At 68.8% G+C, this 26,095-nt stretch carries 19 protein-coding genes and 1 pseudogene; 8 read left to right on the top strand and 12 right to left on the bottom strand.

The features are described from left to right. Positions 1-29 precede the first annotated feature (29 nt). The 10 genes and pseudogenes from PKO50_RS28350 to PKO50_RS28305 all read right to left on the bottom strand — a co-directional run bounded on the left by PKO50_RS28350 (position 30) and on the right by PKO50_RS28305 (position 13,696). Complete coding sequence (locus tag PKO50_RS28350; protein ID WP_109934982.1) at positions 30-644, bottom strand: TetR/AcrR family transcriptional regulator; 615 nt, start codon at positions 642-644, stop codon at positions 30-32. Between the two features lie 500 nt (positions 645-1,144). Next, positions 1,145-2,827 (bottom strand): class II poly(R)-hydroxyalkanoic acid synthase, encoded by a 1,683-nt coding sequence (gene phaC, locus PKO50_RS28345; RefSeq protein WP_275627888.1) that lies wholly within the window; start codon positions 2,825-2,827, stop codon positions 1,145-1,147. 178 nt (positions 2,828-3,005) lie between these two features. Beyond that, positions 3,006-4,016: a poly(3-hydroxyalkanoate) depolymerase gene (gene phaZ / locus PKO50_RS28340; protein WP_275627887.1), complete on the bottom strand. Its 1,011-nt coding sequence runs from the start codon at positions 4,014-4,016 to the stop codon at positions 3,006-3,008. Further along, positions 4,013-5,692, bottom strand: coding sequence for a class II poly(R)-hydroxyalkanoic acid synthase (phaC, locus tag PKO50_RS28335; RefSeq protein WP_109931859.1), 1,680 nt, complete (start codon positions 5,690-5,692; stop codon positions 4,013-4,015). Before phaC (PKO50_RS28335) ends, phaZ begins: the two co-directional genes overlap by 4 nt. A 397-nt stretch (positions 5,693-6,089) precedes the next feature. Further along, entirely contained in the window at positions 6,090-6,461 is a 372-nt protein-coding gene (locus tag PKO50_RS28330) for a DUF971 domain-containing protein (RefSeq protein ID WP_109931861.1), read from the bottom strand. 203 nt (positions 6,462-6,664) lie between these two features. Then, positions 6,665-8,005, bottom strand: coding sequence for an ATP-dependent protease ATPase subunit HslU (gene hslU / locus PKO50_RS28325; protein ID WP_275627886.1), 1,341 nt, complete (start codon positions 8,003-8,005; stop codon positions 6,665-6,667). A gap of 29 nt (positions 8,006-8,034) precedes the next feature. Next, positions 8,035-8,571: an ATP-dependent protease subunit HslV gene (gene hslV / locus PKO50_RS28320; protein ID WP_089392892.1), complete on the bottom strand. Its 537-nt coding sequence runs from the start codon at positions 8,569-8,571 to the stop codon at positions 8,035-8,037. Between the two features lie 156 nt (positions 8,572-8,727). After that, on the bottom strand, positions 8,728-9,534 hold the full coding sequence (locus PKO50_RS28315) for an SPOR domain-containing protein (protein ID WP_275627885.1): 807 nt from the start codon (positions 9,532-9,534) through the stop codon (positions 8,728-8,730). A gap of 6 nt (positions 9,535-9,540) precedes the next feature. After that, positions 9,541-11,280 carry an arginine--tRNA ligase gene (argS, locus tag PKO50_RS28310; protein ID WP_275627884.1) on the bottom strand — a complete coding sequence of 580 codons (1,740 nt, stop codon included), beginning with the start codon at positions 11,278-11,280 and terminating at the stop codon, positions 9,541-9,543. A 197-nt stretch (positions 11,281-11,477) separates the two neighbouring features. After that, positions 11,478-13,696: pseudogene (locus PKO50_RS28305) on the bottom strand (primosomal protein N'). 223 nt (positions 13,697-13,919) lie between these two features. On the opposite strand from PKO50_RS28305, the gene rpmE reads away from it, so the two are divergent. The 8 genes from rpmE to PKO50_RS28265 all read left to right on the top strand — a co-directional run bounded on the left by rpmE (position 13,920) and on the right by PKO50_RS28265 (position 22,073). Continuing rightward, entirely contained in the window at positions 13,920-14,135 is a 216-nt protein-coding gene (rpmE, locus tag PKO50_RS28300; RefSeq protein WP_109931871.1) for a 50S ribosomal protein L31, read from the top strand. Positions 14,136-14,157: 22 nt separating this feature from the next. Continuing rightward, a complete protein-coding gene (locus PKO50_RS28295; protein WP_275627883.1) occupies positions 14,158-14,964 on the top strand; it encodes a thermonuclease family protein in 807 nt (268 codons plus the stop codon). Positions 14,965-14,975: 11 nt separating this feature from the next. Then, positions 14,976-16,412: a M48 family metalloprotease gene (locus tag PKO50_RS28290; RefSeq protein WP_275630540.1), complete on the top strand. Its 1,437-nt coding sequence runs from the start codon at positions 14,976-14,978 to the stop codon at positions 16,410-16,412. Between the two features lie 105 nt (positions 16,413-16,517). Next, positions 16,518-17,786 (top strand): malic enzyme-like NAD(P)-binding protein, encoded by a 1,269-nt coding sequence (locus PKO50_RS28285; protein ID WP_109931877.1) that lies wholly within the window; start codon positions 16,518-16,520, stop codon positions 17,784-17,786. Positions 17,787-18,315: 529 nt separating this feature from the next. Further along, positions 18,316-19,665 (top strand): nodulation protein NfeD, encoded by a 1,350-nt coding sequence (locus PKO50_RS28280; RefSeq protein ID WP_275627882.1) that lies wholly within the window; start codon positions 18,316-18,318, stop codon positions 19,663-19,665. Next, on the top strand, positions 19,662-20,429 hold the full coding sequence (locus PKO50_RS28275) for a slipin family protein (RefSeq protein ID WP_109931881.1): 768 nt from the start codon (positions 19,662-19,664) through the stop codon (positions 20,427-20,429). The genes PKO50_RS28280 and PKO50_RS28275 overlap by 4 nt, the downstream gene beginning before the upstream one ends. 94 nt (positions 20,430-20,523) lie before the next feature. Continuing rightward, on the top strand, positions 20,524-21,297 hold the full coding sequence (locus PKO50_RS28270; RefSeq protein WP_275627881.1) for a phosphatase PAP2 family protein: 774 nt from the start codon (positions 20,524-20,526) through the stop codon (positions 21,295-21,297). A 47-nt stretch (positions 21,298-21,344) separates the two neighbouring features. Beyond that, positions 21,345-22,073, top strand: coding sequence for a transporter substrate-binding domain-containing protein (locus tag PKO50_RS28265; RefSeq protein WP_109931885.1), 729 nt, complete (start codon positions 21,345-21,347; stop codon positions 22,071-22,073). Between the two features lie 7 nt (positions 22,074-22,080). Here PKO50_RS28265 and yccS read toward each other — a convergent pair whose 3' ends face one another. Both yccS and dbpA read right to left on the bottom strand, forming a co-directional pair. Next, positions 22,081-24,276, bottom strand: coding sequence for a YccS family putative transporter (gene yccS / locus PKO50_RS28260; protein WP_109931887.1), 2,196 nt, complete (start codon positions 24,274-24,276; stop codon positions 22,081-22,083). Positions 24,277-24,658: 382 nt separating this feature from the next. Next, complete coding sequence (gene dbpA / locus PKO50_RS28255) at positions 24,659-26,035, bottom strand: ATP-dependent RNA helicase DbpA (RefSeq protein ID WP_275627880.1); 1,377 nt, start codon at positions 26,033-26,035, stop codon at positions 24,659-24,661. Positions 26,036-26,095 lie beyond the last annotated feature (60 nt).

Below are 26,095 nucleotides of genomic sequence, written 5' to 3'. Positions count from 1 at the left end.
CGCCCGGCCCCGTGCCGGGCGTCTTCATTTCAGGCGTTCAGGTAGCGCTGCGCCAGGCGCTCGGCGGCGAGCCGCGAATCGCCGCGCAGGTGCGGCGCCACCAGCATCATCACCTGGTAGACCACCAGGCGTATCTCGCCTTCGCGGCCGAGGATGCGCTGGTAGTCCAGGGAGAACAGCAGGGTCAGGGTGATCTGCTCCACCAGTTGGCCGAGGGCGTCGGTGTCGCTGGTCAGCTCGCCGCCGGCCTTGAGCCGGGCCAGCAGGGCGGCCAGGGTGCGCTTGAGCGCGTTGAGCCAGCTGCGCATGCCGCGGGCCAGCTTGGGCAGGCGCCCGGCCAGGTTGGACAGGTCCTGGAAGAGGAAGCGGTAGTGCGCCAGGCGCTCGACGATCAGGTGCAGGAACAGCCAGTAGTCCTCGGCCCCCAGGCGTGCGTCGGCGGGTGGGTCGAGCAGCGGCTGCAGTTCCTCCTCGAAGCGGGCGAACAGGGCCAGCACCAGCGGCTCCTTGCCGTGGAAGTGGTAGTACAGGTTGCCGGGGCTGATGCCCAGCTCGGTGGCGATCTCCAGGGTGGAGACGTTGGGTTCGCCCTGTTCGTTGAACAACAGCAGGGCGCATTCGAGGATGCGGTCGCGGGTTTTCATCCGTGTGCTGCTTCCGGCTTCGGGAGGTTCGACGATAACCGTGGCGGGAGCCGCCGGCCAGTCCCTCGAAAGCGTGATGGGGCGGGGTTTTCGTGGGGCTTCATAGGGGCGATCCGGCTATCGCGGACAGAGTCCGCTCCTACCATACGGGCGGGCACGGCTTTTCGTAGGAGCGAGCTTGCTCGCGAAGGGGGTTGCCCGGTAGTCCCAAGTTGGCCCCGCCTCCGCTCCCTCTCCCCAGCCCTCTCCCTGAAGGGAGAGGGAGCTAGCCCGTGCCGAGATGAGCATAGCTTTAGCCTGAAGCTGCAGAGCTGCCGGCTGACTCTGAAATATCCGAGCACGCCGAACGGTCCCCTCTCCCTTCAGGGAGAGGGTTAGGGAGAGGGGCGGGGCCGGCCTTGACTCCGGTATTCCCGGATCGCTCCATTGCGTTGTGGCGATGGGTATCGCTTCGCTCCACCCATCCTACGGGGTGTCGTGTCAGGATGCGCAACGGCCGCTCACCGCTCGTGCACATAGGTCCCCGGCGCCGCTTCCATCGGCGGGTGCTCGGCATTGCCCAGTTCGAAGCTCACCGGCCGGCGTTCGCCCGAGCGCTCCTGGATCCACGCCAGCCACAGCGGCCACCAGCTGCCTTCCTGGCGCTGGGTGTCGTAGTACCAGGCGCGCGGGTCGGAGCTGAGCTTGCCGTTCTCGAAGTAGCAGGCCTTGGGGTTGCCCGGCGGGTTGAGGATGCTCTGGATGTGCCCGCTGTTGGACAGCACGAAGCGGCTGTCGCCGCCCAGCAGCAGGGCCGAGCGGTAGACCGCGTCCCAGGGGGTGATGTGGTCGGTGATGCCGGCGACGTGGAAGTTGTCCACCGCCACCTTCTTCAGGTCGATGGAGGTGCCGCACACCTCCATGGCGCCCGGGCGGGCCAGCGGGTTGTGCTTGAAGAAGTCGAGGAAGTCGCCGTGCAGGGCGGCCGGCAGGCGGGTGTTGTCGTTGTTCCAGTAGAGGATGTCGAAGGCCGGCGGCAGCTTGCCCAGCAGGTAGTTGTTGACCCAGTAGTTCCACACCAGGTCGTTGGGGCGCATCCAGGCGAACACCTTGGCCATGTCCTTGCCCTCCAGCACGCCGTGCTGGTAGGAGCGGCGCTTGGTGCTTTCCAGCGTCTGCTCGTCGGCGAACAGCGCCGCCGGGGTTTCCACCTGGCTGTCCAGCAGGCTCACCAGGTAGGTGGCGCTGGCGATCTTGCGCAGCTGCCGGCGGGCCTGCAGGTGGCCCTGCAGCGCGGCGATGGTCAGGCCGCCGGAGCAGGCGCCCATCAGGTTGACGCTGCGGCTGCCGCTGATCGAGCGGGCCACCTCGATGGCTTCGTCGAGGGCCTTCACGTAGGTCGACAGGCCCCATTCGCGGTGGCGCGCGTCGGGGTTGCGCCAGCTGACCATGAACAGCTGCAGGTTGTTCTTCAGGGCGTACTGGACGAAGCTCTTCTCCGGGCTCAGGTCGAAGATGTAGTACTTGTTGATCTGCGGAGGGATTATCAGCAGCGGCTTGGCATGCAGGTGCTCGCCCAGGGGCTTGTACTGGATGAGTTCGAGCACCTCGCTGCGGAACACCACGGCGCCCGGCGTGGTGGCCAGGTTGCGGCCGACCTCGAAGGCGTGCTTGTTGACCTGGCTGGGCATGCCGCCGTTGTGCAGCAGGTCGTCGAGCAGGTGGCGGCCGCCCTTGAGCAGGCTCTGCCCGCCGGTGTTGAACAGCTCCTTGACCGCCTGCGGGTTGATCAGGCTGTTGGTCGGCGCCATGGCGTCGGCGAACAGCGACAGCAGGAAGCGTGCGCGGGTGCGGTCGTCGCCGTCCAGGTCGCTTTCGTCGACCCATGCCAGCAACTGCTGCTGCCAGGCCAGGTAGGCCTGCAGGGTGCGCCGGTAGAAGGGGTTGAGGCGCCAGGACGGGTCCTGGAAGCGGGCATCCTGGGGGTTGGGCTGCAGCGGCGAGTCGCCCAGCAGCACGTGGCCCATCTGCTTGCCGAAGGCCGCCAGGTGGCGGGCGCTGTGCAGCGGCCGGCGCACGCCCTGGAAGGCCAGTTGGCGCAGGGTGGACAGCATGTCCTTGCCGCGCAGGCCGACCATGGCGCTCTGGGCGTTCATGAAGTCGGCGGGGGCCGGCAGCCTGCCGGTGCTGGAGTTCTCTCGCATGTGCAGCGCTCCCTGGGAAAAGAACCGTCGTGAGTCGGGCGCAGCAAGGCCCGTACCAGAATCGGCGCAGGCGCGTTCCTGACGCGCGCAAGAGCTGAAGCATAGGCACGAATCGACGCGCCTGCCGGCCATCGACGATGAACGTGCACTGTTACGAGGCGATGATCCAGGCCGGGGGTCAGCCGGCCTTGGGGGCGAACGGCCGCGGGTGCATGACCGCGCGCTGCCGTTCCTCGGCGAGGAACTTCATGATGATCGGCGCCACCGTCTCGGCGCGGGTCACCAGGAACAGGTGGCCGTCGTCGATCACGTGCAGCTCCGCGTTGGGAATGCGCCAGGCCAGCAGGCGCATGTTCACCAGCGGGATGATCGGGTCGTCGTCGCCGGCCAGCACCAGGGTCGGCTGGCGGATGTGGTGCAGCCAGTGGATGCTGGTCCAGCCCAGGCCGGCGAACAGCTGCCAGTAGTAGCCCAGCTTGCCCGAGGAACGCACCTTGGCGGCGAAGGCCATGGCCAGCTTCGGGTCGCGGCGGAAGGCGCCGCCGTAGATGTCGGGGGCGATGTGCGCGCCGTAGGACGGCTGGATGTAGCGCCGCGGGCTGGCCATGCGCCAGAGCACCTTGGGCTTGCCCGGGACCATCACCGCCCCGGCGGCGGTGGCGGCGAGGATCAGCTTCTTGCAGCGCTCGGGGTAGTCGTGGGCGAACTGCTGGGCCAGGGCGCCGCCCCAGGACACGCCGATGGCGGTGACCTGGCCGTAGTCCAGGTAGTCGAGCATACGCGCCGCCAGCTTGGCCAGGCCGGGGAAACGGTAGGGCGTGCTCGGCGTGGACGAGCCGCCGACGCCGGGCACGTCGAAGGCGATCACCTCCAGGTCCGGGTCCAGCGCGGCGACGAAGGGGAACACCAGCTCCAGGTTGGCGCCGATGCCGTTGAAGATCAGCAGCGGCGTCATGTGGCCCTTGCCCGGCCGCACGGCGGTGCGGATGGTCTGCCCGTCCAGGTCGATGGTGCGGAATATGAAGGGCTGCGGCGCGAGCACGCGTGCGCGGGCCTCGGCCGGTTGCTGCGCTTCGGCTTCCGGGGCGGCGGCGCGTGCCTTGCGGCGACGCGCGGCCGGCGGCGCCGGCTCGGGTTGCGCCGGCACCTGCCGTTCCGGCGTGGCTTCGGGTAGGTTTTCTGTCTTCATCGTTCGTGTACGTAGGTGCCGGGGGATGCTTCGCCAGCCGGGTGGGCCTTGTTGCCCAGGGCGGTCGGCGCCTTTTTCAGCTTGCCCGCGCGCTCGGCCAGCCACTGTTGCCAGTGCAGCCACCAGGAGTCGGCGTGCTTGCTGGAATTCTCCTGCCAGGTCTTGGGATCGACGCTCAGGTCCGGGCCGGTCATGAAGCGTGCCTTGGGGTTGCCCGGCGGGTTGAGGATGCTCTGGATGTGCCCGCTGTTGGAGAGGATGAACTCGCACTTGCCGCCGAGCAGGCGCGCCGAGCGGTAGCAGGCTTCCCAGGGGGTGATGTGGTCGTTGAGGCCGGCCAGGCAGTAGAAGTCGCAGGTGACCTGCTTGAGGTCGATGGGCGTGCCGCCCACTTCCAGCGCACCGGGGCGGGCCAGCGGGTTGGTCTTGAACATCTCCACCAGTTCGCCGTGCAGCGCGGCCGGCAGGCGCGTGGTGTCGTTGTTCCAGAACAGGATGTCGAAGGCCGGCGGCTCGTTGCCCAGCAGGTAGTTGTTGACCCAGTAGTTCCAGATCAGGTCGTTGGGGCGCATCCAGGCGAACACCTTGGCCATGTCCTTGCCTTCCAGCACGCCGGACTGGTAGGAGCGGCGCTTGGCGGCCTCGAGGGTCTTCTCGTCGGCGAACAGGGCGACGGTGGTGTCCAGTTCGAAGTCGAGCACGCTGACCATCTGGGTGAAGGCGTGCACCTTCTCCTCGCCCAGGGCCGCGTAGTGGCCGAGCAGGGTGACGGTGGTGATGCCGCCGGAGCAGGCGCCGAGCATGTTCAGGTCCTTGCTGCCGGTGATGGCCAGGACCACGTCGATGGCTTCCTTGAGCGCCTCGATGTAGGTGGTCAGGCCCCATTCGCGCTGGGCCTTGGTCGGGTTGCGCCAGCTGACGATGAAGGTCTGCACCTGGTTGCGCAGGCAGAAGCGCGCCAGGCTCTTCTCCGGCGACAGGTCGAAGACGTAGAACTTGTTGATCTGCGGCGGCACCACCAGCAGCGGGCGCTCGTGCACGCTCTCGGTGATCGGGCGGTACTGGATCAGCTCCAGCACGTCGTTGCGGAACACCACCGCGCCTTCGGTGGTGGCCAGGTTCTTGCCGACCTCGAAGGCGCCCATGTTGACCTGGCTGGGCATGCCGCCGTTGTTCACCAGGTCCTTGGCCAGGTGGCTGAGGCCGTCGAGCAGGCTCTTGCCGCCGGTCTCGAAGAAGCGCTTGACCGCGGCCGGGTTGCTCAGGGTGTTGGTCGGCGCCATGGCTTCGGTCATGAGGCTGATGACGAACTGGCCGCGGTTGATGTCCTGGGGCGACAGGTCGCTGTTGCCGATCCACTGGTGCAGCTCCTTGCGCCAGGCCAGGTAGGTCTGCAGGTAGCGGCGGTACAGCGGGTTCTGGCTCCAGGCCGGGTCGTTGAAGCGGCGGTCGTCGTCGGCCGGGCGCAGGTCCGAGGTACCGAGCAGGACATTCTTCAGCTCCAGGCCGAAATGGCCGACGTGCTTGACGCTGTGGAAGGGCTGCCTGAGGGCCTGCAGCAGCACCATGCGGGCAGTGGACAACAAATCCTTGCCGCGAATGCCTATCACCGGGTTGAGGTTCAGGGTGTTTTCCGCGGCTTGCTGGGACAGATCGTTGTTCTTCTTTTCGGTCATCGGCGACGCTCCATTGTCCTGAGACGAATACTGGCGGGGCTGCACCTAGGTGACGGGCCAAGTACTGCTCGGGTTAGCGGAACGTGGAGCAGGCTCCACGCATGTCAACACTTGGCGGCATCGCTGGGGGTCCGGGGCCCGCGTCTGCAACGGCGTTGCACTGACTTGGTTACCCGAGATTCTCCCGCCGCGCAAGCTGGTGCAGCGTGGTTCCCTGCGCCCGAGTATGTCGCGAAAGATTAGAAAACGCGCCCTAGAGCGCTCGCTCGTCCGCAGCCCGGACACAGGAAACACGCGGTTTCCAGTGTGCAGGGCGAATGTTGCAAATGACGTGCCCTGATCGGGGGCAGGAGGATGCTGGCGCGGCGGCGGCCGGTAAACCGGCGCAAAGGTGGGTTCAGAGCATCAGCTTGACCACCGACTCGTCGGGGTCGCGGGACTTGCCGGCGGCGGCCAGCTCGGCGAGGTACTCGGCCCACAGCTGGTCCTTGCGGGTGCACAGTTGGTAGAGGTAGTCCCAGCTGTACAGGCCGCTGTCGTGGCCGTCGTCGAAGGTCAGCTTGAGCGCGTACTGCCCGGCCGGCTCCAAACCGACCAGGGCGACGTTCAGCTTGCCGACCTGGAGGATCGGGTTGCCATGGCCCTGCACCTCGGCCGAGGGCGAGTGCACGCGCAGGAACTCGGCGGAGAGGTCATAGGACTGCTCGCCGTACTTCAGCGTGAGCGTGCGCGAGGCCTTGTGCAGCTGGATGGCAGAGGGGATATGCATGGGAAACTCCGGCTAAAGGCTACAGGCGGCTCTTCGTAGGAGCGAGCTTGCTCGCGAACCGGGTTGGCACGGTGCCAGGTCTGGTTCGCGAGCAAGCTCGCTCCTACAGGGGGATCAGCCCGTCGCTATTGCCTGCAGCGACGGTGAGGCCACCGGCTCTTCGCTCTTGCTTGCAGCTTGTAGCCTGCAGCTTGCCGCCGCTCTTAGAGAATATACCGCGACAGATCCTCATCCTGCGCCAGCTCGCCCAGGTGGCCGTTGACGTAGGCGGCGTCGATCACGATCGGCTTGTCGCTGTGCTCGCTGGCCAGGTCGGCCGCGTCGAAGGAGACTTCCTCCAGCAGGCGTTCCAGCAGGGTGTGCAGGCGGCGGGCGCCAATGTTCTCGGTCTTCTCGTTGACCTGCCAGGCGATTTCCGCCAGGCGCTGGATACCGTCGTCGGCGAAGGCGATATCCAGGCCCTCGGTCTTCAGCAGCGCGGTGTACTGCTCGGTGAGCGAGGCGTGCGGCTCGCGCAGGATGCGCTTGAAGTCGTCCGGGGTCAGGGCCTTGAGCTCGACGCGGATCGGCAGGCGGCCCTGCAGTTCCGGCACCAGGTCGCTGGGCTTGGACAGGTGGAAGGCGCCCGAGGCGATGAACAGGATGTGGTCGGTCTTGACCATGCCCAGCTTGGTATTGACGGTACAGCCCTCGATCAGCGGCAGCAGGTCGCGCTGCACGCCCTCGCGGGAAACGTCGGCACCGCCGACGTTGCCGCGCTTGGCGATCTTGTCGATCTCGTCGATGAAGACGATGCCGTTCTGCTCCACCGCCTCCAGGGCGCGGGCCTTTAGGTCCTCTTCGTTGACCAGGCGCTGGGCTTCCTCGTCGCGGATCAGCTTCATGGCCTCGGCGACCTTCAGCTTGCGCGTCTTGCGCTTGCCCTTGCCCATGTTGGAGAACAGGTTCTGCAACTGGTTGGTCATCTCCTCCATGCCGGGCGGCGCCATGATTTCCACGCCGGCCGGGACGTCGGCCACTTCCACGTCGATTTCCTTGTCGTCCAGCTGGCCCTCGCGCAGGCGCTTGCGGAACAGCTGGCGGGTGTTGGAGTCCTCGCGCGCCGGCTCGTCGCCGAAGCCGCCGGTGCGCGCCGGCGGCAGCAGGGCGTCGAGGATGCGTTCCTCGGCGGCGTCCTCGGCGCGGTACTTGACCTTCTGCACTTCCTGCTCGCGGAGCATCTTGATCGCGGCATCGGCCAGGTCGCGGATGATCGACTCGACGTCGCGGCCGACGTAGCCCACCTCGGTGAACTTGGTCGCTTCCACCTTGATGAACGGGGCGTTGGCCAGCTTGGCCAGGCGCCGGGCGATCTCGGTCTTGCCGACGCCGGTGGGGCCGATCATCAGGATGTTCTTCGGCGTGACCTCGGCGCGCAGCTCGGCCGGCAGCTGCATGCGCCGCCAGCGGTTGCGCAGGGCGATGGCCACGGCGCGCTTGGCGTCGTCCTGGCCGATGATGTGGCGGTTGAGTTCGTGGACGATCTCGCGGGGAGTCATGGACATTTGTTCGGCTACTCCGGAGCGACAGGGCCTCAGACGGCGCTGTCGAGCTCCTCGATGGTGAGGTTCTGGTTGGTGAACACGCAGATGGAGCCGGCGATGTTCAGCGCGGTCTCGGCGATCTCGCGGGCGCCCATGCTCTCGTCGGTCTTCTGCAGCAGGGCCATGGCCGCGGCCTGGGCGAAGCCGCCGCCGGAGCCCATGGCGATCAGCCCGTGCTCGGGTTCGACCACGTCGCCGTTACCGGTGATGATCAGCGAGGCGTCCTTGTTGGCCACCGCCAGCATGGCCTCCAGGCGGCTCAGGGAGCGGTCGGTGCGCCAGTCCTTGGCTAGCTCGACGGCGGCGCGGACCAGGTGGCCCTGGTGTTTTTCAAGCTGCTGCTCGAAACGCTCGAAGAGGGTGAAGGCGTCGGCGGTGGCGCCGGCGAAACCGGCCAGCACCTGGCCGTGGTAGAGGCGGCGGACCTTCTTCGCGTTGCCTTTCATGACGGTGTTGCCAAGGGAAACCTGGCCGTCGCCGCCCATGACGACTTTGCCGTTGCGGCGGACAGAAACGATAGTGGTCAAGGGGGAGTTCTCCACACAGCGGGGCATTGGTGCCCGAATGCGGAGTCATATGGGGATGAAGGATGCGGCCTTCAAGGCAGGGTGACGGACGTACCTTTCCGGCGCTGCCCGGAGAGTGCCGCGCGAACCCGCCGGGGGGCGGGCCCGCGCGGGGCTTCAGCGGGTCTGGCGTTGCTGTAACAGCAGGTTGCTGAAACCGTTGGCCGACAGCTGCTTCTGCGCCGCCGAGACCTGGGCGCGGTCGCTGTAGGGGCCGACCATCACCCGGTACCAGGTCTCGTCGCGCACCGCGCCGGATTCCACCCGCGCGCTCTGGCCGAGGAGGATCACCTGGGCGCGCACGCGGTCGGCGTCGGCCTGCTTGCGGAACGAGCCGGCCTGCAGGAAGAACTGGGTGGCGGCCACCGCCGGCGGGGCGATCGGCTTGCTCGCCGGGGCCGTGGCTGTCGCCGGGGGCGTGGCCTTGGCCTGGGTGGCGGGCTGCTGCGCCGCTGCCGCTTGCTGCGGCTGCGCCGGCGGCGTGGCCGGCTTGACCACCGCGGGCGGCGGCGGGACCTGGCCGTTGAGCGCGGCCTGGGCGCGGGCGGCGTCGATCTTCGCCGCCTCCTCCGGGGTGCTGACCACCGTCGGCGTCTGCGGCTTCTCCGGCACGGCTTCCGGCGGCACCACCACTTCCGAGCCCGGCAGCAGGGTGTAGAAGTCGTACTTGGGCTTCACCGCCACCGCCGAGGGCTGCTGCGCCGGGGTGGCCGGCTTGGCGCCCTGGGCGATACCAGGCTTCTGCTGCTCGGGTTTTTCCCGGCGGACTTCGTTGCGGCCCGGTTCCAGCTTCATCAGGAACATGATGAAGCCGCCGATGGCCAGGCCTGCGACCAGCCAGACCCAGCCGGGGACCGAGGTCTTCTTGGCCGGGGCCTGGTAGCGGCTGGCGCCGCGCTTGGGAGCGGGTTTCTTCTTCGCCATGGAGGGTTACATGCGTTCCAGGGTTTCCAGGCCCAGCAACTCCAGGCCCTGCTTGAGGGTGCGGCCCGTCAGTGCGGCCAGTTTCAGGCGGCTTTCCTGCTGCTCCGGGGTCTGTGCGGCGAGGATCGGGCAGTGCTCGTAGAAGCTGGAGAACAGCCCGGCCAGTTCGTACAGGTAGGCGCAGAGGATGTGCGGCACGCCCTTGAGCGCCACATTGTTGAGCAGGTCGCCGAACTGCGCCAGCTGCGCGGCCAGGGCCTGTTCCTGCGGGGCTTCCAGGACGATCTGGCCGCCGACTTCGTCATAGCCCTTGCCCAGCTTGCGGAAGATGCTGGCCACGCGGGTGTACGCGTAGAGCAGGTAGGGCGCGGTATTGCCCTCGAAGCTGAGCATCTGCTCGAAGTTGAAGCTGTAGTCGCTGGTGCGGTGCTTCGACAGGTCGGCGTACTTCACCGCGCCGATGCCTACGGCATGGGCGATGTGGCGCAGCTCGTCGTCGCCCAGCTCGGGGTTCTTGGCCTTGACCAGGGTGTAGGCGCGCTCTTCGGCTTCGTCGAGCAGGTCGATCAGCTTCACGGTGCCGCCGTCGCGGGTCTTGAAGGGCTTGCCGTCGGCGCCGTTCATGGTGCCGAAGCCCATGTGCTCCAGGTCCATGCTGGCCGGGACGAAGCCGGCGCGGCGGGCCACCTCGAACACCTGCTGGAAGTGCAGGGCCTGGCGCTGGTCGACGAAGTACAGCACGCGGTCGCAGTGCAGCACCTTGTGGCGGTAGCGCATGGCGGCCAGGTCGGTGGTGGCGTACAGGTAGCCGCCGCCGGCCTTCTGCACGATCACCGGCAGCGGGTTGCCCTCGGCGTTCTTGAACTCGTCGAGGAACACGCACAGGGCGCCGTCGTCCTCGGTCAGCAGGCCCTTGGCCTTGAGCTCGTCGACCACGTTGGCGAGGTCGTCGTTGTAGGCGCTCTCGCCCTTGACGTCGGCCATGGTCAGCTTCACGCCGAGCTGGTCGTAGACCTTCTGGCAGTGCGACAGGGAGATTTCGTTGAAGCGCGTCCACAGGCGCAGGCACTCGGCGTCGCCGGCCTGCAGCTTGACCACCAGCTCGCGGGCGCGGTCGGCGAACTCGGCTGACTCGTCGAAGCGCTTCTTGGCGGCGCGGTAGAAGACTTCCAGGTCATGCAGCTCGGCCTGGGCGTCCACCGGCTGCTCTTCCAGGTAGGCCAGCAGCATGCCGAACTGGGTGCCCCAGTCGCCGACGTGGTTCTGGCGGATCACGGTGTCGCCCAGGAACTCCAGTACGCGGGCCACGGCGTCGCCGATGATGGTCGAGCGCAGGTGGCCGACGTGCATCTCCTTGGCCAGGTTCGGCGAGGACAGGTCGACGGCCACGCGCTGCGCCGGGCCGGCCTTGCGCACGCCCAGGTGGTCGTCGCGCAGGGCGGCGTCGAGGCTGGCGGCCAGCCAGGCCTGGTCCTGGAAGAAGTTGAGGAAGCCGGGGCCGGCGATCTCCACCTTGGCCACCTGCGGGTTGGCCGGCAGCGCGGCGACCAGCTTGGTGGCCAGGTCGCGCGGCTTCATGCCGGCGGGCTTGGCCAGCATCATGGCGATGTTGCTGGCGTAGTCGCCGTGGCTGCGGTCCTTGGTGGTCTCGACCTGGATGTCCGGGGTCAGCCCGGCCGGCAGGGTACCGTCCTCGACGAGGCTGGCGAGGGCGTGCTGGATCAGCTGGCGGATGGTGTCTTTCATGGCTTTTCTCCGTGCTCGCGCGCAACTCGGGGCGGCGACCGCATATCTGGCTCAGAACCGCGCATTATCGGCGCCCGGGGGCGCAGCGGCAAGCTTCAAGCAGCAAGCTACAAGCAAAAGCCCTTCCGGGCCTTGATTTCCGCCATGCCCACACGCTTTTCGCTTGCAGCCTGTCGCTTGCAGCCTGCAGCCGCTTTCTAAAATAAATCGATCGGGTCGACGTCCAGCGACCAGCGCACCTGGCGCCCGCCGGGCATGGTTTCGAGGATCGGCAGCCAGCACGACAGCAGGCGGTGCAGCGGCACGCGGGCGCTGCTCATTAGCAGCAGCTGGGCGCGGAAGCGGCCGGCGCGGCGTTCCATGGGCGCCGGCACCGGGCCGAGCAGCTCGACCTCGCTGCCCAGCTGCGCCTGCAGGCGCTCGGCCTCGGCGCAGGCCTCTTCGAGGAAGCCTTCGGCCTGGCCCGGCTTGTGCGCCTCGGCGCGCAGCAGGGCCAGGTGGCAGAAGGGCGGCAGGCCGGCGGCGCGGCGTTCGGCCAGGGCCTGGTCGGCGAAGGCGAAGTAGCCCTGCTCGGTGAGCTGCACCAGCAGCGGGTGGTCGGCCAGGTGCGTCTGGATCAGCACCCGCCCGGGCTCCTCGGCGCGCCCGGCGCGGCCGGCGACCTGGACGATCTGCTGGGCCATGCGCTCGCTGGCGCGGAAGTCGGCGGAGAACAGCCCGCCGTCGGCGTCGAGGATGGCCACCAGGGTCACCCGCGGGAAGTGGTGGCCCTTGGCGAGCATCTGGGTACCCACCAGGATGCACGGCTCGCCCTTGTTGATGGTGGCGAACAGGTCGCGCATGGCGTGCTTGCGCGAGGTGCTGTCGCGGTCGATGCGCAGCACCGGGTAGTCGGGGAAGAGGATGCGCAGGCGCTCCTCGGCGCGCTCGGTGCCGGCGCCCACCGGGCGCAGGTCCAGCTGGTTGCACTTGGGGCACTGGCGCGGCGGGCGCTCGCGGTGGTCGCAGTGGTGGCAGCGCAGCTCGCCGGAGCCCTGGTGCAGCGTCATGCGCGCGTCGCAGCGCGGGCACTGGCTGATCCAGCCGCAGTCGTGGCACAGCAGGGTGGGGGCGAAGCCGCGGCGGTTCAGGTACACCAGCACCTGCTGGCCGGCGCCGAGGGTCTCGCCGATGGCCCGTTGCAGCGGCATCGACAGGCCGGCGTCCAGCGGCAGGCTCTTCACGTCCAGGCGCTGGAACTTCGGCGCCTGGGCGCCGCCGGCGCGCTGCGTCAGGCGCAGCAGGCCATAGCGGCCGCTGGCGGCGTTGTGCAGGCTTTCCAGCGAGGGCGTGGCCGAGCCGAGCAGGATCGGCACCTTCTCCAGGCGGGCGCGCACCAGGGCCAGGTCGCGGGCGTGGTAGCGCAGGCCTTCCTGCTGTTTATAGGAGGCGTCGTGCTCCTCGTCGATGATGATCAGCCCCGGGTTCTTCAGCGGGGTGAACAGCGCCGAGCGGGTGCCGATGACGATGTCCGCCTCGCCGTCGCGCGCCGCCAGCCAGGCGTCCAGGCGCTCGCGGTCGGTCAGCGCCGAGTGCAGCAGGGCGATGCGCGCGTTGAAGCGGCGCTCGAAGCGGCTGAGGGTCTGCGGGCCGAGGTTGATCTCCGGGATCAGCACCAGCGCCTGCTTGCCGGCCTCCAGCACCTGGTGGATCAACTGCAGGTAGACCTCGGTCTTGCCGCTGCCGGTGACGCCGGCCAGCAGGTAGCTGTGGAAGGCGCCGAAGCCAGCGCGCACGGCCTCGCAGGCGGCGCGCTGCTCGGCGTTGAGCGGCAGCTCGGCCTGGGCGAGCCAGCCGCCGTGGTGCTCCGCCGGCACGTGGCGGCGGCTCTCCTGGGTGGCGAGGCCCTTTTCCACCAGCAGGTCGAGGCTGTCCTTGTTGATGTCCAGCTGGCCGAGCAGTTCGTGGAGCACGCCGTGGGGGTGCTGCTGCAGCGTCTGCAGGGCCTGGCGCTGGCGTGGCGCGCGGGCCAGGCGCGGGTCGTCGAGGCGCGCCCCGGGGCGGCGAGCCAGAAGCGCTGCACCCGCGCCTCGGCCGGCTCGCCCTGGCGCAGCAGGTTGGGCAGGGCCCAGGACAGGGTGTCGCCCAGGCTGTGCTGGTAGTACTGCGCGGTCCAGCGGCACAGCTCCAGCAGGTGCGCCGGCATCGGCGGCTCGCGGTCGAGCACGGCCAGCGCCGGGCGCAGCTTGTCCTCGGGCACTTCCGAGGTGTCCGCCAGCTCCACCAGCACGCCGACGATCTCGCGGCGGCCGAAGGGCACGCGCAGGCGCACGCCGGGCTGCAGGTGCCGGGGGTCCACCCCGCGCGGCGGCAGGTAGTCGAACAGGCGGCGCAGCGGCGAGGGCAGGGCGAGGCGCAGGATGCTGGGTTGGGGCACGCGGCGGTTTCCGAGGCGGCGGGAGCGGGGATGTTAGCATTTGCCGGTGGCGGCGACGGTCGGTCGATGCGCCGGCTTGCGTTGATTCGCGTCTCTGGTATGATCCACGCCCTTAATTTGCGTGCGGTGCCCGGTAAATAGATCCCGCCTGCGGTCCTCGTCGATCGTGGCTCGGCTTCTGACAGAGACTGGGTGGCGGCACCCCTACCTGAGGAAGTTCAAGATGAAACCGGAAATCCATCCCGCTTACGAAGACATCGAAGCCACCTGCAGCTGCGGCAACGTGATCAAGACCCGTTCGACCCTGTGCAAAGGCATCCACCTGGACGTGTGCTCCGAGTGCCACCCGTTCTACACCGGCAAGCAGAAAGTGGTTGACACCGGTGGTCGTATCGACCGCTTCAACCAGCGCTTCGCCATGTTCGGTGGCAAGAAGTAATAGCGATTTCCGGAAAAGCCCGATGGCCTTTCCCGATCTGCTGAAAAAGGCGCCCCTGCGGGGCGCCTTTTTTGTGCTCGCGATTTGCCTGGGTGCGCAGGCGCAGGCGGCCTCCTGCCCGGCGCCCGGTGGTGCCGACACGGTGCGCGTGGCACGGGTGGTGGATGGCGATACGCTGAGGCTGGCAGACGGCCGCAACGTGCGCCTGATCGGCGTCAACGCCCCGGAGCTGGCCCACGGCGGGCGCAGCACCGAGCCCTTCGCCGAGGCCGCGCGGCAGCGCCTGCAGGCCCTGGTGGCGGCCAACGACGGCGAATTAGGGTTGCAGCTCGGACGCCAGGCCAAGGACCATTACGGCCGCACCCTGGCGCACCTCTACGACCGCCAGGGCAACAACATAGAGGCGCAACTGCTGGCCGAAGGCCTGGGCTACCTGGTGGCGGTGGCGCCCAACACCGAGCTGACCGCCTGCCAGCAGGCCGCCGAGCGCCAGGCCCGCAAGGCCGGCCGCGGGCTGTGGAAGCACCCGCCGGTGCAGGATGCCCAGGCCCTGCGGCAGAGCGGCTTCGCCATCGTCCGCGGGCGCGTCGCCCAGGTGCAGCGCAACCGCGGCGGGCTGTGGCTGGAGATGGACGGCCCGCTGGTGCTGCGCATCGCGCCGCAACTGGTCAGGGCCTTCGACAAGCGCACCCTCGACGCCCTGCCGGGCCGCACCCTGGAGGCGCGCGGCTGGGTGATTGACCGCGCCGCACGGGGCGCAGTAAAACCGGGGCAGGCACGCTGGATGCTGCCCATCACCGACCCGGCCATGCTGGAGCTGCTGCCATGACCCCGACAAGGATGCTGTTGCTGACCTGCCTGTTCGCGCTGAGCGGCGTGCTGGGCGGCTGCGCGGTCAACCCCGCCACCGGCGAGACCGACTTCGTCACCATGAGCGAGCAGGACGAGCTGGCCCTCGGCCGCCAGGCCAGCCAGGAGGCGGCCAAGCAGTACCCGCGCTACGCCGACGAGAAGCTCCAGGCCTACGTGCAGCAGGTGGGCGAGCGCGTCGCCCGGGTCGGCGACCGGCCCACCCTGCAGTACCATTTCACCGTGGTCGACAGCCCCGACATCAACGCCTTCGCCCTGCCCGGCGGCTACATCTACATCCACCGCGGGCTGATGGCCTACCTGAATTCCGAAGCCGAGCTGGCCGCGGTGCTGGGCCACGAGATCGGCCACGTCACCGCCCGTCACAGCGTGCGCCAGCAGAGCCAGGCCAGCGCCTGGAACGTGCTCGGCGCGGCCGTGGCCATTGGCACCGGGGTCAGCGCCGCCGGCGACCTGACCAACGTCCTGGGCACCGCCGTGGTGCGCGGCTACGGCCGCGACATGGAGCTGCAGGCCGACGGCCTGGGTGCCAAGTACCTGGCCCGCGCCGGCTACGACCCCAAGGCGATGATCCAGGTGGTGCGGGTGCTGAAGAACCAGGAGGACTACGCCCGCCAGGTCGCCCAGGCCAAGGGCGAGGCGGTGCAGCCGGTGGGCTACCACGGCCTGTTCGACACCCACCCGGACAACGACCGGCGCCTGCAGGAGGTGCTGGGCCCGGCCCAGGCCCTGGCCGGCGGGCAGCAGGAGGTCGGCCGCGACCGCTACCTGAAGGCCATCGACGGCATGCCCTTCGGCGATTCCGCCGAGTCCGGCATCCGCCGCGGGCAAAGCTTCTACCACGGCGAACTGGGCTTCACCCTCAGCTATCCCACCGGCTGGGGCATGCTCAACCAGCCCACCGCGCTGATCGGCTACCCCGAGGACCAGCAGGCCTACATCGGCATGAAGCTGGTGCCGCGCGATGGCCAGCTGAGCCCGCTGGACTACCTGCGCAAGGGCGCCGGCGGCCGCCTGGCCGACGAGCAGGAACTGAACCAGGCCGGCCTGAAGGGCGCCGCCGCGGTGATCCCCGGTTCGCCCGCGCGGCGCGTGGCGGTGATCTACAAGGACCAGGGCGCCTACCTGTTCGTGGGTGTGGTCAAAGGCCGCGCCTCGCTGGAAAGCCGCGACGCCGAGTTCCTCTCGGTGATCCGCAGTTTCCGCCCGCTGCGCGCCGACGAACGGAAACTGGCCGAACCGCGGCGCCTGCAACTGGTCCAGGCGAAGGCCGGGCAAGGCCTGGAACAGCTGGCAAAGGGCGGAAACGAGCCGGAATCTGATGCGATTTCTCGTATACGATTGCTCAACGATTTGTATCCAACTGGTCAGCCAAAACCCGGGGAATGGTTGAAAATCGTGCGTTAGCAGCATTGACACCACAGCCCTGAAGCTATCTTGGCAGGCGCTTTCTTCCCGCGTATGCTCGGTCGCCCGTCTGTCCAACAAAGCAATAAAGCGGAAGTGCCAAAAATGTCTGATCTCAAGACCGCTGCCCTCGAATATCACGCGCAACCCCGCCCTGGGAAACTCAGCGTCGAGCTGACCAAGCCGACCGTCACCGCCCGCGACCTGTCGCTGGCCTACAGCCCGGGCGTGGCCGAGCCGGTCCGCGAGATCGCCCGTGACGCCGAACTGGCCTACAGGTACACCGGCAAGGGCAACCTGGTCGCGGTGATCTCCGACGGCACCGCCATCCTCGGCCTGGGCAACCTCGGCCCGCTGGCCTCCAAGCCGGTCATGGAAGGCAAGGGCGTGCTGTTCAAGCGCTTCGCCGGCATCGACGTGTTCGACATCGAGGTCGACGCCGAGAGCCCGCAGGCCTTCATCGACACCGTCAAGCGCATCTCCATCACCTTCGGCGGCATCAACCTGGAAGACATCAAGGCGCCGGAGTGCTTCGAGATAGAGCGCGCGCTGATCGAGCAGTGCGACATCCCGGTGTTCCACGATGACCAGCACGGCACCGCCATCGTCACCGCCGCCGGCATGCTCAACGCCCTGGAAATCGCCGGCAAGAACCTGGAAAGCGCGAAGATCGTCTGCCTGGGCGCCGGCGCCGCCGCCATCTCCTGCATGAAGCTGCTGGTGAGCATCGGCGCCAAGGTCGAGAACATCTACATGATCGACCGCCAGGGCGTGATCCACGCCGGCCGCACCGACCTGAACCAGTACAAGGCGGTGTTCGCCACCGAGACCGACAAGCGCACCCTGGACGACGCCCTCGACGGCGCCGACGTGTTCGTCGGCCTGTCCGGCGCCAACCTGCTGAGCGCCGAAGGCCTCAAGCGCATGGCGCCGAACCCGATCGTGTTCGCCTGCTCCAACCCGGACCCGGAGATCAAGCCGGAACTGGCCCACGCCACCCGCAACGACGTGATCATGGCCACCGGCCGTTCGGACTACCCGAACCAGGTGAACAACGTGCTGGGCTTCCCCTTCATCTTCCGCGGTGCCCTGGACGTGCGCGCCACCCGCATCAACGAAGAGATGAAGATCGCCGCCGCCCTGGCCCTGCGCGACCTGGCCAAGGAGCCGGTGCCCAAGGACGTGTGCGAGGCCTACGGCGTGTCCTCCCTGGAGTTCGGCCGTGAGTACATCATCCCGAAACCCATGGACAAGCGCCTGATCACCGTGGTCTCCGATGCAGTGGCCAAGGCTGCCATCGAGAGCGGCGTGGCTACCCTGCCGTACCCGAAACACTATCCGCTGCAGTCGGTGGAAGACGTGTTCAAGGGCTGACCGGGCCGCTCTCTTCGGCCTGAGGCCGAAGGCAAAAGCGCCGTTTCTTCCGTGAGGGGGAAACGGCGTTTTCGTTTCTGGGCTCTTGTAGGAGCGAGCTTGCTCGCGAAGGGTGCAGGCCGGCAGCCATGTAGTCGGGCTGACCTCCGTACCCTCTCCCCAGCCCTCTCCCTGAAGGGAGAGGGGGCTAGTCCGTGCCGAGAGAAGGCTTGGTTTCAGCCGGTAGTCCCTGTGCTAGCCAGCTAACGCCGAAACATCAGCGCACTCCGAACGGTCCCCTCTCCCTTCAGGGCGGGGCGCGCAGCCGAGGGTTAGGGAGAGGGAGCGGAGCCAAGCCAAGGCAGCGGAATCACCGGGGGGCCCCTTCGCGAGCAAGCTCGCTCCTACGAGAAGCCGGCTAGGCGTTCTCCAGCAAAACACCCTGCAACAGCCTGCCACGGGCACCGCGGGCCAGGGGGCTATGCTGTAGGAAGGCGCCGTCACTTCATTCGCCGCGGTGCCGCTTCGGCCCTGGCCGGGGAGGCGTGCCATGTCCACGCTGATTCGCCGCTGCGCTTTCTGCCTGCTGCTGTTCGCGGCCGGGGCGCTGGCGGCCCCGCCGGCGGTGGTGCTGACGGTGGACGGGGCCATCGGCCCGGCGACTTCCGACTACCTGGTGCGCGGCCTGCAGCGTGCCGCGGACGAGGGGGCGCCGCTGGTGGTGCTGCGCCTGGACACCCCGGGCGGGCTGGACAGCGCCATGCGCGACATCGTCAAGGCGATCCTCACCAGCCCCATTCCCGTGGTCGGCTACGTCGCCCCCGGTGGCGCGCGGGCGGCCAGCGCCGGTACCTATATCCTCTACGCCTGCCACCTCGCCGCCATGGCCCCGGGCACCAACCTGGGCGCCGCCACCCCGGTGCAGATCGGCGGAGCACCCTCCGCGCCGGATACGCCGCAGGGCAAGGATGGCAAGCAGGCCCCGCGCGAGGAAGACACCCTCAAGCGCAAGCAGGTCAACGATGCGGCGGCCTACATCCGCGGCCTGGCGCAGTTGCGCGGGCGCAACGCCGAATGGGCCGAGCGCGCGGTGCGCGAGGCGGTCAGCCTGTCCGCCGAGGAAGCCGTGAAGCAGAAGGTGGTCGAGCTCCAGGCCGGCGACCTCGACCAGTTGCTGCGCGCCATCGACGGGCGCAAGGTGCAGGTGGCGGGGCAGGCGGTGACCCTCCACAGCGCCGGCCTCGCCTGGGTCGAACACCAGGCCGACTGGCGCACCCGCCTGCTGGCGGTGATCACCGACCCCAGCGTGGCGCTGCTGTTGCTGATGATCGGCGTGTACGGGCTGATCTTCGAATTCGCCAACCCGGGCCTTGCGCTGCCCGGCGTGCTCGGCGGCATCTGCCTGCTGCTCGGGCTCTACGCCATGCAGCTGCTGCCGGTGAACTACGCGGGGGTGGCGCTGATCGTCCTCGGCCTGGCCTTCATGGCCGCCGAGGCCTTCGTACCCAGCTATGGCAGCCTGGGCATTGGCGGCATCGCCGCGTTCGTGATCGGTGGGCTGATCCTGCTGGACACCGAGGCGCCGGGCTTCGGCATTCCCCTGGGGCTGATCCTCGGCGTGGCCACGGTGAGCGCGCTGTTCATCGCCGGGGTGCTGGGCGTGGCGCTGAAGAGCCGGCGGCGCCAGGTGGTCAGCGGCGCGGCTGGCCTGGTGGGCAGCCTGGCGACCGTGGATGCGGTGGCCGACGAGGATGCCCACGCCGGCTGGGTACAACTGCAGGGCGAACAGTGGCAGGTCCGCTGCGCCCGGACCCTGCGCGCCGGCCAGCGGGTGAAGGTGCTGGCGCGCGACGGCCTGCGCCTGGAGGTGGCGGCCGACGACGAATCGGGAGGTGACTGATGGGTATTCCCTTCGGACTGCTGGTGGCACTGGTCCTGCTGCTGATGCTGGTGGCCAGCGCCCTGCGCATCCTGCGCGAATACGAGCGCGGGGTGGTGTTCCAGCTCGGCCGCTTCTGGAAGGTCAAGGGCCCCGGCCTGGTGCTGGTGATCCCGGTGGTGCAGCAGATGGTCCGCGTCGACCTGCGCACCGTGGTGCTCGACGTGCCGCCGCAGGACGTGATCTCCCGCGACAACGTCTCGGTGAAGGTCAACGCGGTGGTGTACTTCCGCGTGCTCGACCCGCAGAAGGCCATCATCCAGGTGGAGAACTTCCTCGCCGCCACCAGCCAGCTGGCCCAGACCACGCTGCGCGCGGTGCTCGGCAAGCACGAGCTGGACGAGATGCTGGCCGAGCGCGAGCGCCTGAACGTCGACATCCAGAAGGTGCTGGATGCGCAGACCGATGCCTGGGGCATCAAGGTGGCCAACGTCGAGATCAAGCACGTCGACCTCAACGAGTCCATGGTCCGCGCCATCGCCCGCCAGGCCGAGGCCGAGCGCGAGCGGCGGGCCAAGGTGATCCACGCCGAGGGCGAGCTGCAGGCCTCGGAGAAGCTGATGCAGGCCGCCGAGATGCTGGCCCGCCAGCCCGGCGCCATGCAGCTGCGCTACATGCAGACGCTGGGCAGCATCGCCGGCGACAAGAACTCCACCATCGTCTTCCCGATGCCCATCGACCTGCTCAAGGGGCTACTCGAAACAAACGGACAGACTAAGAATTGACTGAAGGCATGTCGGATAGGGCGGAGGCGTCTACCCTCTAGGTTTTCTGAAAATTCGTTACCGTCCCCTTGCGGACGGGTTACGGGGGGAAACCATGAGCTACCGTACCCTCGCGGCCCTGACCCTGCTGTCATCCGCCCTCGTCGCCGGTTGCGCCGGCGCTCCCCAGATGAGCTGGTCGCGCGTCGGCGACTCCGCCCAGCGCGCCGTGCTCGACCCCGGCACCTGGGCGCCGGTGGCCGGCGCCGCGGTGATCGCCGCCGGCAACTGGGACCACAAGTGGCAGAAGTCCGCGGCCAACCACGAATGGCTGTTCGGCGGCGACGCCAACTCCGCCGCCGACCACATGCTCAACGCCAGCACCGCGCTGAGCGTGGTCACCGGCCTGGTGGCCGCGCCCAGGGGCAGCGAGGGGGAGGAGAAGTGGAGCTGGCGCGGGCGCAACCTGGCGCTGCTGGCCACCGACCGCTACGCCGTGACCGGCCTGGTGGAGGAGTGGAAGGAGGTGTCCGGGCGCGACCGCCCCGACGGCATTCCCGACGACTCCTTCCCCTCCAAGCACACGGCCGTGACCGCCGTGCACAACAGCTTCACCCGGCGCAACCTGGACTACATCGACATGGACCCGACCCTGCGCTTCACCGCCAAGGCCGGGCTCTACACGGTGGACGGGCTGACCGCCCTGGCCCGGGTGGAAGGCTCCAAGCACTACCCGACCGATACTTTGGTGGGCATGGCGGTGGGCAACCTCGCCGCCAACTTCACCTACAATCTGTTCCTTGAGGGGTCGCCAGACAGTGCCTATTCCTTCGGTGTCCTGCCTGAAGCGGGTGGAGGGATGAGCCTACGCGCGGCGATGCTGTTCTGAGTCCGCCCGCTCGCCAGCAGCGGGGCGCGGGCCTTGCAAGGAGAGCCATGCTGCTGCGTGCCCTGCTGATCGCCCTGCTCCTGCCGCTCTGCGCCCAGGCCGAGGAGCCGCTGAACCTGGTCGCCGACCGCTGGCCGCCCTACGCCGACGCGCAGATGCCCGGCCGCGGCCTGGCGGTGCATTTCGTCAGCACCGCGCTGACCCGCGCCGGCTACGCCATCCACTACGCCGAGGTGCCCTGGCCGCGCGCCCTGCACGGGGTGCGCAACGGCGAGTACGACGTGCTGGTGGACTCCTGGTACAGCGCCGAGCGCGAAGCCTTCGGGCAGTATTCCGAGCCCTACCTGGTGAACCGCCTGCGTTTTCTCAAGCGCAAGGGCTCGCCCATCGTCTTCGACCGCCTGGCCGACCTCTATCCCTTCCGCATCGCCGTGGTCCGCGGCTACAGCTACACCCCCGAGTTCAACGAGGACCGCCGGCTGAACAAGGTGCCGGTGCTGTCCTTCCCCAACGCCGCGATGATGGTGGTGGCCGGGCGTGTCGAGCTGACCCTGGAGGACGAGTGGACCGCCCGCTACATCCTCGAGCACGACCTCAGGGCCGAGCGCGACAAGCTGGAGTTCCTGCCCCAGCCGCTGGCGGAGAACCCGCTGCACATCCTGGTCAGCCGCGCCAACCCGCGCCATGCGCAGATAGTCGAGGACTTCAATCGCGAACTGCGGCTGATGCGCGAGGACGGTAGCTACGACGCCTTCATGAGCCTGCGCGGGCCCTGAGCCGGGCTCAGGCGGCCGCTTCCTGCTCGGCGCCGATTTCCTTCTTCAGCAGGTGCGCGGCCAGGCTGCGCAGCGGCGCCAGCTCGCGGCAGATCAGCGCCAGCTGGGTCTGGACCAGGCGCTGAGGGTCTTCCAGCTCTTCGGGCACCTGTTCCAGGCGCTTGGCCAGGTCTTCCTCGGCGTCGCTGTGGATGGCCACCGGGCGGCGCTGGGCGAGGCTGGCGGCGATGTCGTCGAGGCTGGCGGTGAGCTGTGCGGCCGCCTCGTCGATCAGCGCGTTGGCCGGCGACTCCGGCAGGCGGTCGCGGTGCGCGCCCAGGGCCGAGAGGTAGCTGAGCAGGGTGTGCGAGAGCACCAGGAAGCGGAAGCCCAGCTCGGCGTCCTTGCGGAAGTGGCCCGGCTCCAGAAGCATGTTCGACAGCGTGGTGGAGAGGGTGGCGTCGGCGTTGTGGGCGTTGCGCCGGGCGGTGCGGTAGGCCAGGTCGTCGCGCTTGCCACTGGCGTACTGCTGCATGACCTCGCGCAGGTAGCGGGCGTTGCAGGCCAGGGTGTTGCCGACCAGGCTGTGCAGGCGCCGGCCCTGCCAGTCGGGGAGGATGAGGAACACCGCCAGGCCGGCGATGAAGGCCCCCAGCAGGGTATCGAACAGGCGCGGCAGGATCAGCCCGTAGCCGTTGCCCACCTGGTTGAAGCACAGCAGCACCAGCAGGGTGATGGCCGCGGTGGCCAGGGTGTAGCGGGTGCTGCGGGTGGCGAAGAAGGCCACCCCGGCGACCACCGCCAGCAGCGACTGCACCAGCGGGTTGGGGAACAGGTCGATCAGCGCCCAGCCGGCCACCAGGCCGACCAGGGTGCCGAGGATCCGCTGCACCAGGCGGATGCGCGTGGCGCCGTAGTTGGGCTGGCAGACGAACACCGTGGTCAGCAGGATCCAGTAGCCCTGGGTCGGGTGGATCAGGTGCAGCACGCCGTAGCCGGCGGTCAGCGTCAGGCCCAGGCGCAGGGCATGGCGGAACAGCAGCGAGGTGGGCGTGAGCTGCTGGCGGATGCGTTCGAAGGCGTCGCGCAGCGAACGCGGCGAGCGGTCCAGCAGGGCGCTGTCCTGTTCCTCGGCGAGGGCGTCGGGGTTGCTCGCGCCGCTGAGCTTCTGGTCCAGGGTGGCGAGGTTGGCGGCCAGGGCGCCGAGCGAGCGCAGCAGCGAGCGCCAGGCCGGGTTGCCCTGCTGGCGCAGGTATTCCAGCGAGGCCTGCAGGTCGGCCAGGGCCTGCTCGCTGTCGTTGTAGTCGAACCGCTGGCGCAGGCGGATGGCCCGCGACAGCGCCTGGCAGGCCTTGCCCTGCTGGTTGAGCAGGCGCTGGCAGCGGAACAGCACGTCGCTGTGGAAGAAGGCCTCGGCCAGGCGGTTGTAGGGGTAGTGCGAGGAGCTGGCGCGCTCGTGGACGTCCTGGGCGATGAAGTAGAGCTTCAGGTAGCGGCTCAGCTTGGGCCCCGGGCGGCCGTGGCTGAGGCGGCTGAGGATGGTCTCCTTGGCCTGGTTGAGGGTCACCACCAGGCGGCCGTTCTGCCGCGCCAGGGCCAGGCGCCGGCCCTCGACGTCGAGCTGGCGCAGCGGCTCGAACAGCGTCGACTTGATCTTCAGGTACTCGCCCAGCTCGAAGTAGGCGCGGGCCAGCACCTGCTGCACCGGCTGGTTGGCGAAGAGCGCGTTCCACAGCACCGAGAGCGCGCCGTACCAGGCCGCGCCGGCCACCAGCAGCAGCGGTTCCTGCCACAGGTCGCCGGGGGCGCCGCCGCGCTGGTCGACGCCGATCATGGTGTAGATGGACAGGATCAGCGTGGCCGAGGCGATGGCCGCATAGCGCTCGCCCAGCGCGCCCAGCAGCGTCATGCCGAAGGCCGACAGGGCCAGGCCGCCGACGAACAGCCAGGGGTAGGGAAACAGCAGCTCCACCGCCAGCGCGGCGATGAGGAAGCACACCAGGGTCACCAGCAGCGCCTGCAGGCGGCCCAGCCAGTGGTCGTCGGTCTCGGCCAGGGCGCTGGCGATGATGCCCAGGAACAGCGGGATCACCAGCTCGGTGCGGCCCAGCAGCAGGCAGGCGGCCATGGCCCCGGCCAGGGCGATGGTCACCCGCAGGCTGTAGGCGAACTTGTCCAGCGCCCACAGGCGCCGCAGGGACTCGAACAACGGGGAGGAAAGCATGCGCGTCGGGGACTTCCGAGTGTCTCTGCGCTGAGACTAGCGGATCGCCTGGCGCGCGGCTATCGGTCGCGGGTGGGAAGCGTTTCATAGGAGCGAGGGGGACGCCTAGTTCTTGCTCGCGAATGGTGTCTGCCCCGAAGAGCGCCCTCTCCCTAACCCTCTCCCTGAAGGGAGAGGGGACCGTTGGGCAGAGCTGGGTGTTCTGGAGTTAGCCGGCAACACCGAAGGTTTCCAGCTGAAACCATCACGTCTCTCGGCACGGGCTAGCCCCTCTCCCTTCAGGGAGAGGGCTGGGGAGAGGGGAGGGCGGTGATCTCACGCACCGTTGTGACCGGGAAACCCCATTCGCGAGCAAGCTCGCTCCTCCGAAGAACCCCGCGCCTCAGAGAATCCGCACCTTGAACGACCGCCCCTTGATCTTGCCTTCCTGCAGGCGCTTGAGCGCCGCCTTGGCCTGGTCGCGCTGCACCGCCACGTAGGCCTGGAAGTCGAAGATGGCGATCTTGCCCACCGCGCTGCCGGGCAGGCCGGCCTCGCCGGTGAGGGCGCCGAGGATGTCGCCGGGGCGCAGCTTGTCCTTGCGTCCGCCGGCGATGTTCAGGGTGGTCATCGGCGGCAGCAGGGGCGCGGGGTTGGCGCGCAGGAAGTCGATGCGCTCCCAGTTCAGCGGGGCGCCCTGCAGGTCTTCGATGGCCTGGGCGCGGGAGGCCTCGGCCGGGGCCACCAGGGACAGCGCCAGGCCCTTCTCGCCGGCGCGGCCGCTGCGGCCGATACGGTGCACGTGGACCTGGGCGTCACGGCTCAGCTCGACGTTGATCACCGCCTCCAGGCCCTCGATGTCCAGGCCGCGGGCGGCCACGTCGGTGGCCACCAGCACGCTGCAGCTGCGGTTGGCGAACATTGCCAGCACCTGGTCGCGCTCGCGCTGTTCCAGGTCGCCGTGCAGGGCCAGGGCAGAAATCTTCTGCGCATCCAGCGCCTGCGCCAGCTCCACGCACTGCTGGCGGGTGTGGCAGAAGGCCACGGCGGATTGCGGGCGGAAGTGCTGCAGCAGGCGTACCACGGCGTCCATGCGCTGGCGCGGGTCGATTTCGTAGAAGTGCTGTTCGATCTGGCTGTCGTCGTGCAGGGCCTCGACTTCCACGCGCTCGGGCTGGCGCAGGAATTTCGCCGCCAGTTGCTCGATGCCGGCCGGGTAGGTGGCCGAGAACAGCAGGCTCTGCCGGCGCGCCGGGAGCTGGCCGATGATGTCGGCGATGCTGTCGTAGAAGCCCATGTCGAGCATGCGGTCGGCCTCGTCCAGCACCAGGGTGTTCAGCCCGTCGAGCACCAGGGAGCCGCGGCGCAGGTGTTCCTGCACCCGCCCCGGGGTGCCGACCACCACGTGGGCGCCGTGCTCCAGGGAGCCGATCTGCGGGCCGAAGGGCACGCCGCCGCAGAGGGTGAGCACCTTGACGTTGTCGGCGGCGCGGGCCAGGCGGCGGATTTCCTTGGCCACCTGGTCGGCCAGCTCGCGGGTCGGGCACAGCACCAGCGCCTGGCAGCCGAAGTAGCGCGGGTTCAGCGGGCTGAGCAGGCCGATGCCGAAGGCCGCGGTCTTGCCGCTGCCGGTCTTGGCCTGGGCGATCAGGTCGCGGCCCTTGAGGATGACTGGCAGGCTGGCGGCCTGGATCGGTGTCATCTCGGCGTAGCCGAGGGCCTCGAGGTTGGCGAGCAGGTCGGCGGAGAGGGGCAGGCTGGAGAAGGCGGTGGAGGTCACGAAGGAAAAACCCGACAGGCGTGTGGGCGCGCAGTGTAGCAGCAGCGGTGCCACGGGACC

This window comes from Pseudomonas sp. 273 (genome assembly GCF_029201425.1).
In the GTDB taxonomy this organism is placed as follows: Bacteria; Pseudomonadota; Gammaproteobacteria; order Pseudomonadales; family Pseudomonadaceae; genus Pseudomonas; species Pseudomonas delhiensis.
Note: the sequence above shows the minus strand (reverse complement) of the source record. Positions and strands in the feature narration are given on the sequence as shown.

What these genes read in the sequence shown, in the direction of transcription:
- phaC (WP_109931859.1), bottom strand. Translation starts at nt 5,692, where the DNA reads ATGACCGAAAAGAAGAACAACGATCTGTCCCAGCAAGCCGCGGAAAAC.
- phaC (WP_275627888.1), bottom strand. Translation starts at nt 2,827, where the DNA reads ATGCGAGAGAACTCCAGCACCGGCAGGCTGCCGGCCCCCGCCGACTTC.
- PKO50_RS28350 (WP_109934982.1), bottom strand. Translation starts at nt 644, where the DNA reads ATGAAAACCCGCGACCGCATCCTCGAATGCGCCCTGCTGTTGTTCAAC.
- PKO50_RS28280 (WP_275627882.1), top strand. Translation starts at nt 18,316, where the DNA reads ATGTCCACGCTGATTCGCCGCTGCGCTTTCTGCCTGCTGCTGTTCGCG.
- phaZ (WP_275627887.1), bottom strand. Translation starts at nt 4,016, where the DNA reads ATGAAGACAGAAAACCTACCCGAAGCCACGCCGGAACGGCAGGTGCCG.
- PKO50_RS28285 (WP_109931877.1), top strand. Translation starts at nt 16,518, where the DNA reads ATGTCTGATCTCAAGACCGCTGCCCTCGAATATCACGCGCAACCCCGC.
- PKO50_RS28270 (WP_275627881.1), top strand. Translation starts at nt 20,524, where the DNA reads ATGAGCTACCGTACCCTCGCGGCCCTGACCCTGCTGTCATCCGCCCTC.
- hslU (WP_275627886.1), bottom strand. Translation starts at nt 8,005, where the DNA reads ATGTCCATGACTCCCCGCGAGATCGTCCACGAACTCAACCGCCACATC.
- argS (WP_275627884.1), bottom strand. Translation starts at nt 11,280, where the DNA reads ATGAAAGACACCATCCGCCAGCTGATCCAGCACGCCCTCGCCAGCCTC.
- PKO50_RS28265 (WP_109931885.1), top strand. Translation starts at nt 21,345, where the DNA reads ATGCTGCTGCGTGCCCTGCTGATCGCCCTGCTCCTGCCGCTCTGCGCC.
- rpmE (WP_109931871.1), top strand. Translation starts at nt 13,920, where the DNA reads ATGAAACCGGAAATCCATCCCGCTTACGAAGACATCGAAGCCACCTGC.
- yccS (WP_109931887.1), bottom strand. Translation starts at nt 24,276, where the DNA reads ATGCTTTCCTCCCCGTTGTTCGAGTCCCTGCGGCGCCTGTGGGCGCTG.
- PKO50_RS28290 (WP_275630540.1), top strand. Translation starts at nt 14,976, where the DNA reads ATGCTGTTGCTGACCTGCCTGTTCGCGCTGAGCGGCGTGCTGGGCGGC.
- PKO50_RS28315 (WP_275627885.1), bottom strand. Translation starts at nt 9,534, where the DNA reads ATGGCGAAGAAGAAACCCGCTCCCAAGCGCGGCGCCAGCCGCTACCAG.
- PKO50_RS28330 (WP_109931861.1), bottom strand. Translation starts at nt 6,461, where the DNA reads ATGCATATCCCCTCTGCCATCCAGCTGCACAAGGCCTCGCGCACGCTC.
- PKO50_RS28295 (WP_275627883.1), top strand. Translation starts at nt 14,158, where the DNA reads ATGGCCTTTCCCGATCTGCTGAAAAAGGCGCCCCTGCGGGGCGCCTTT.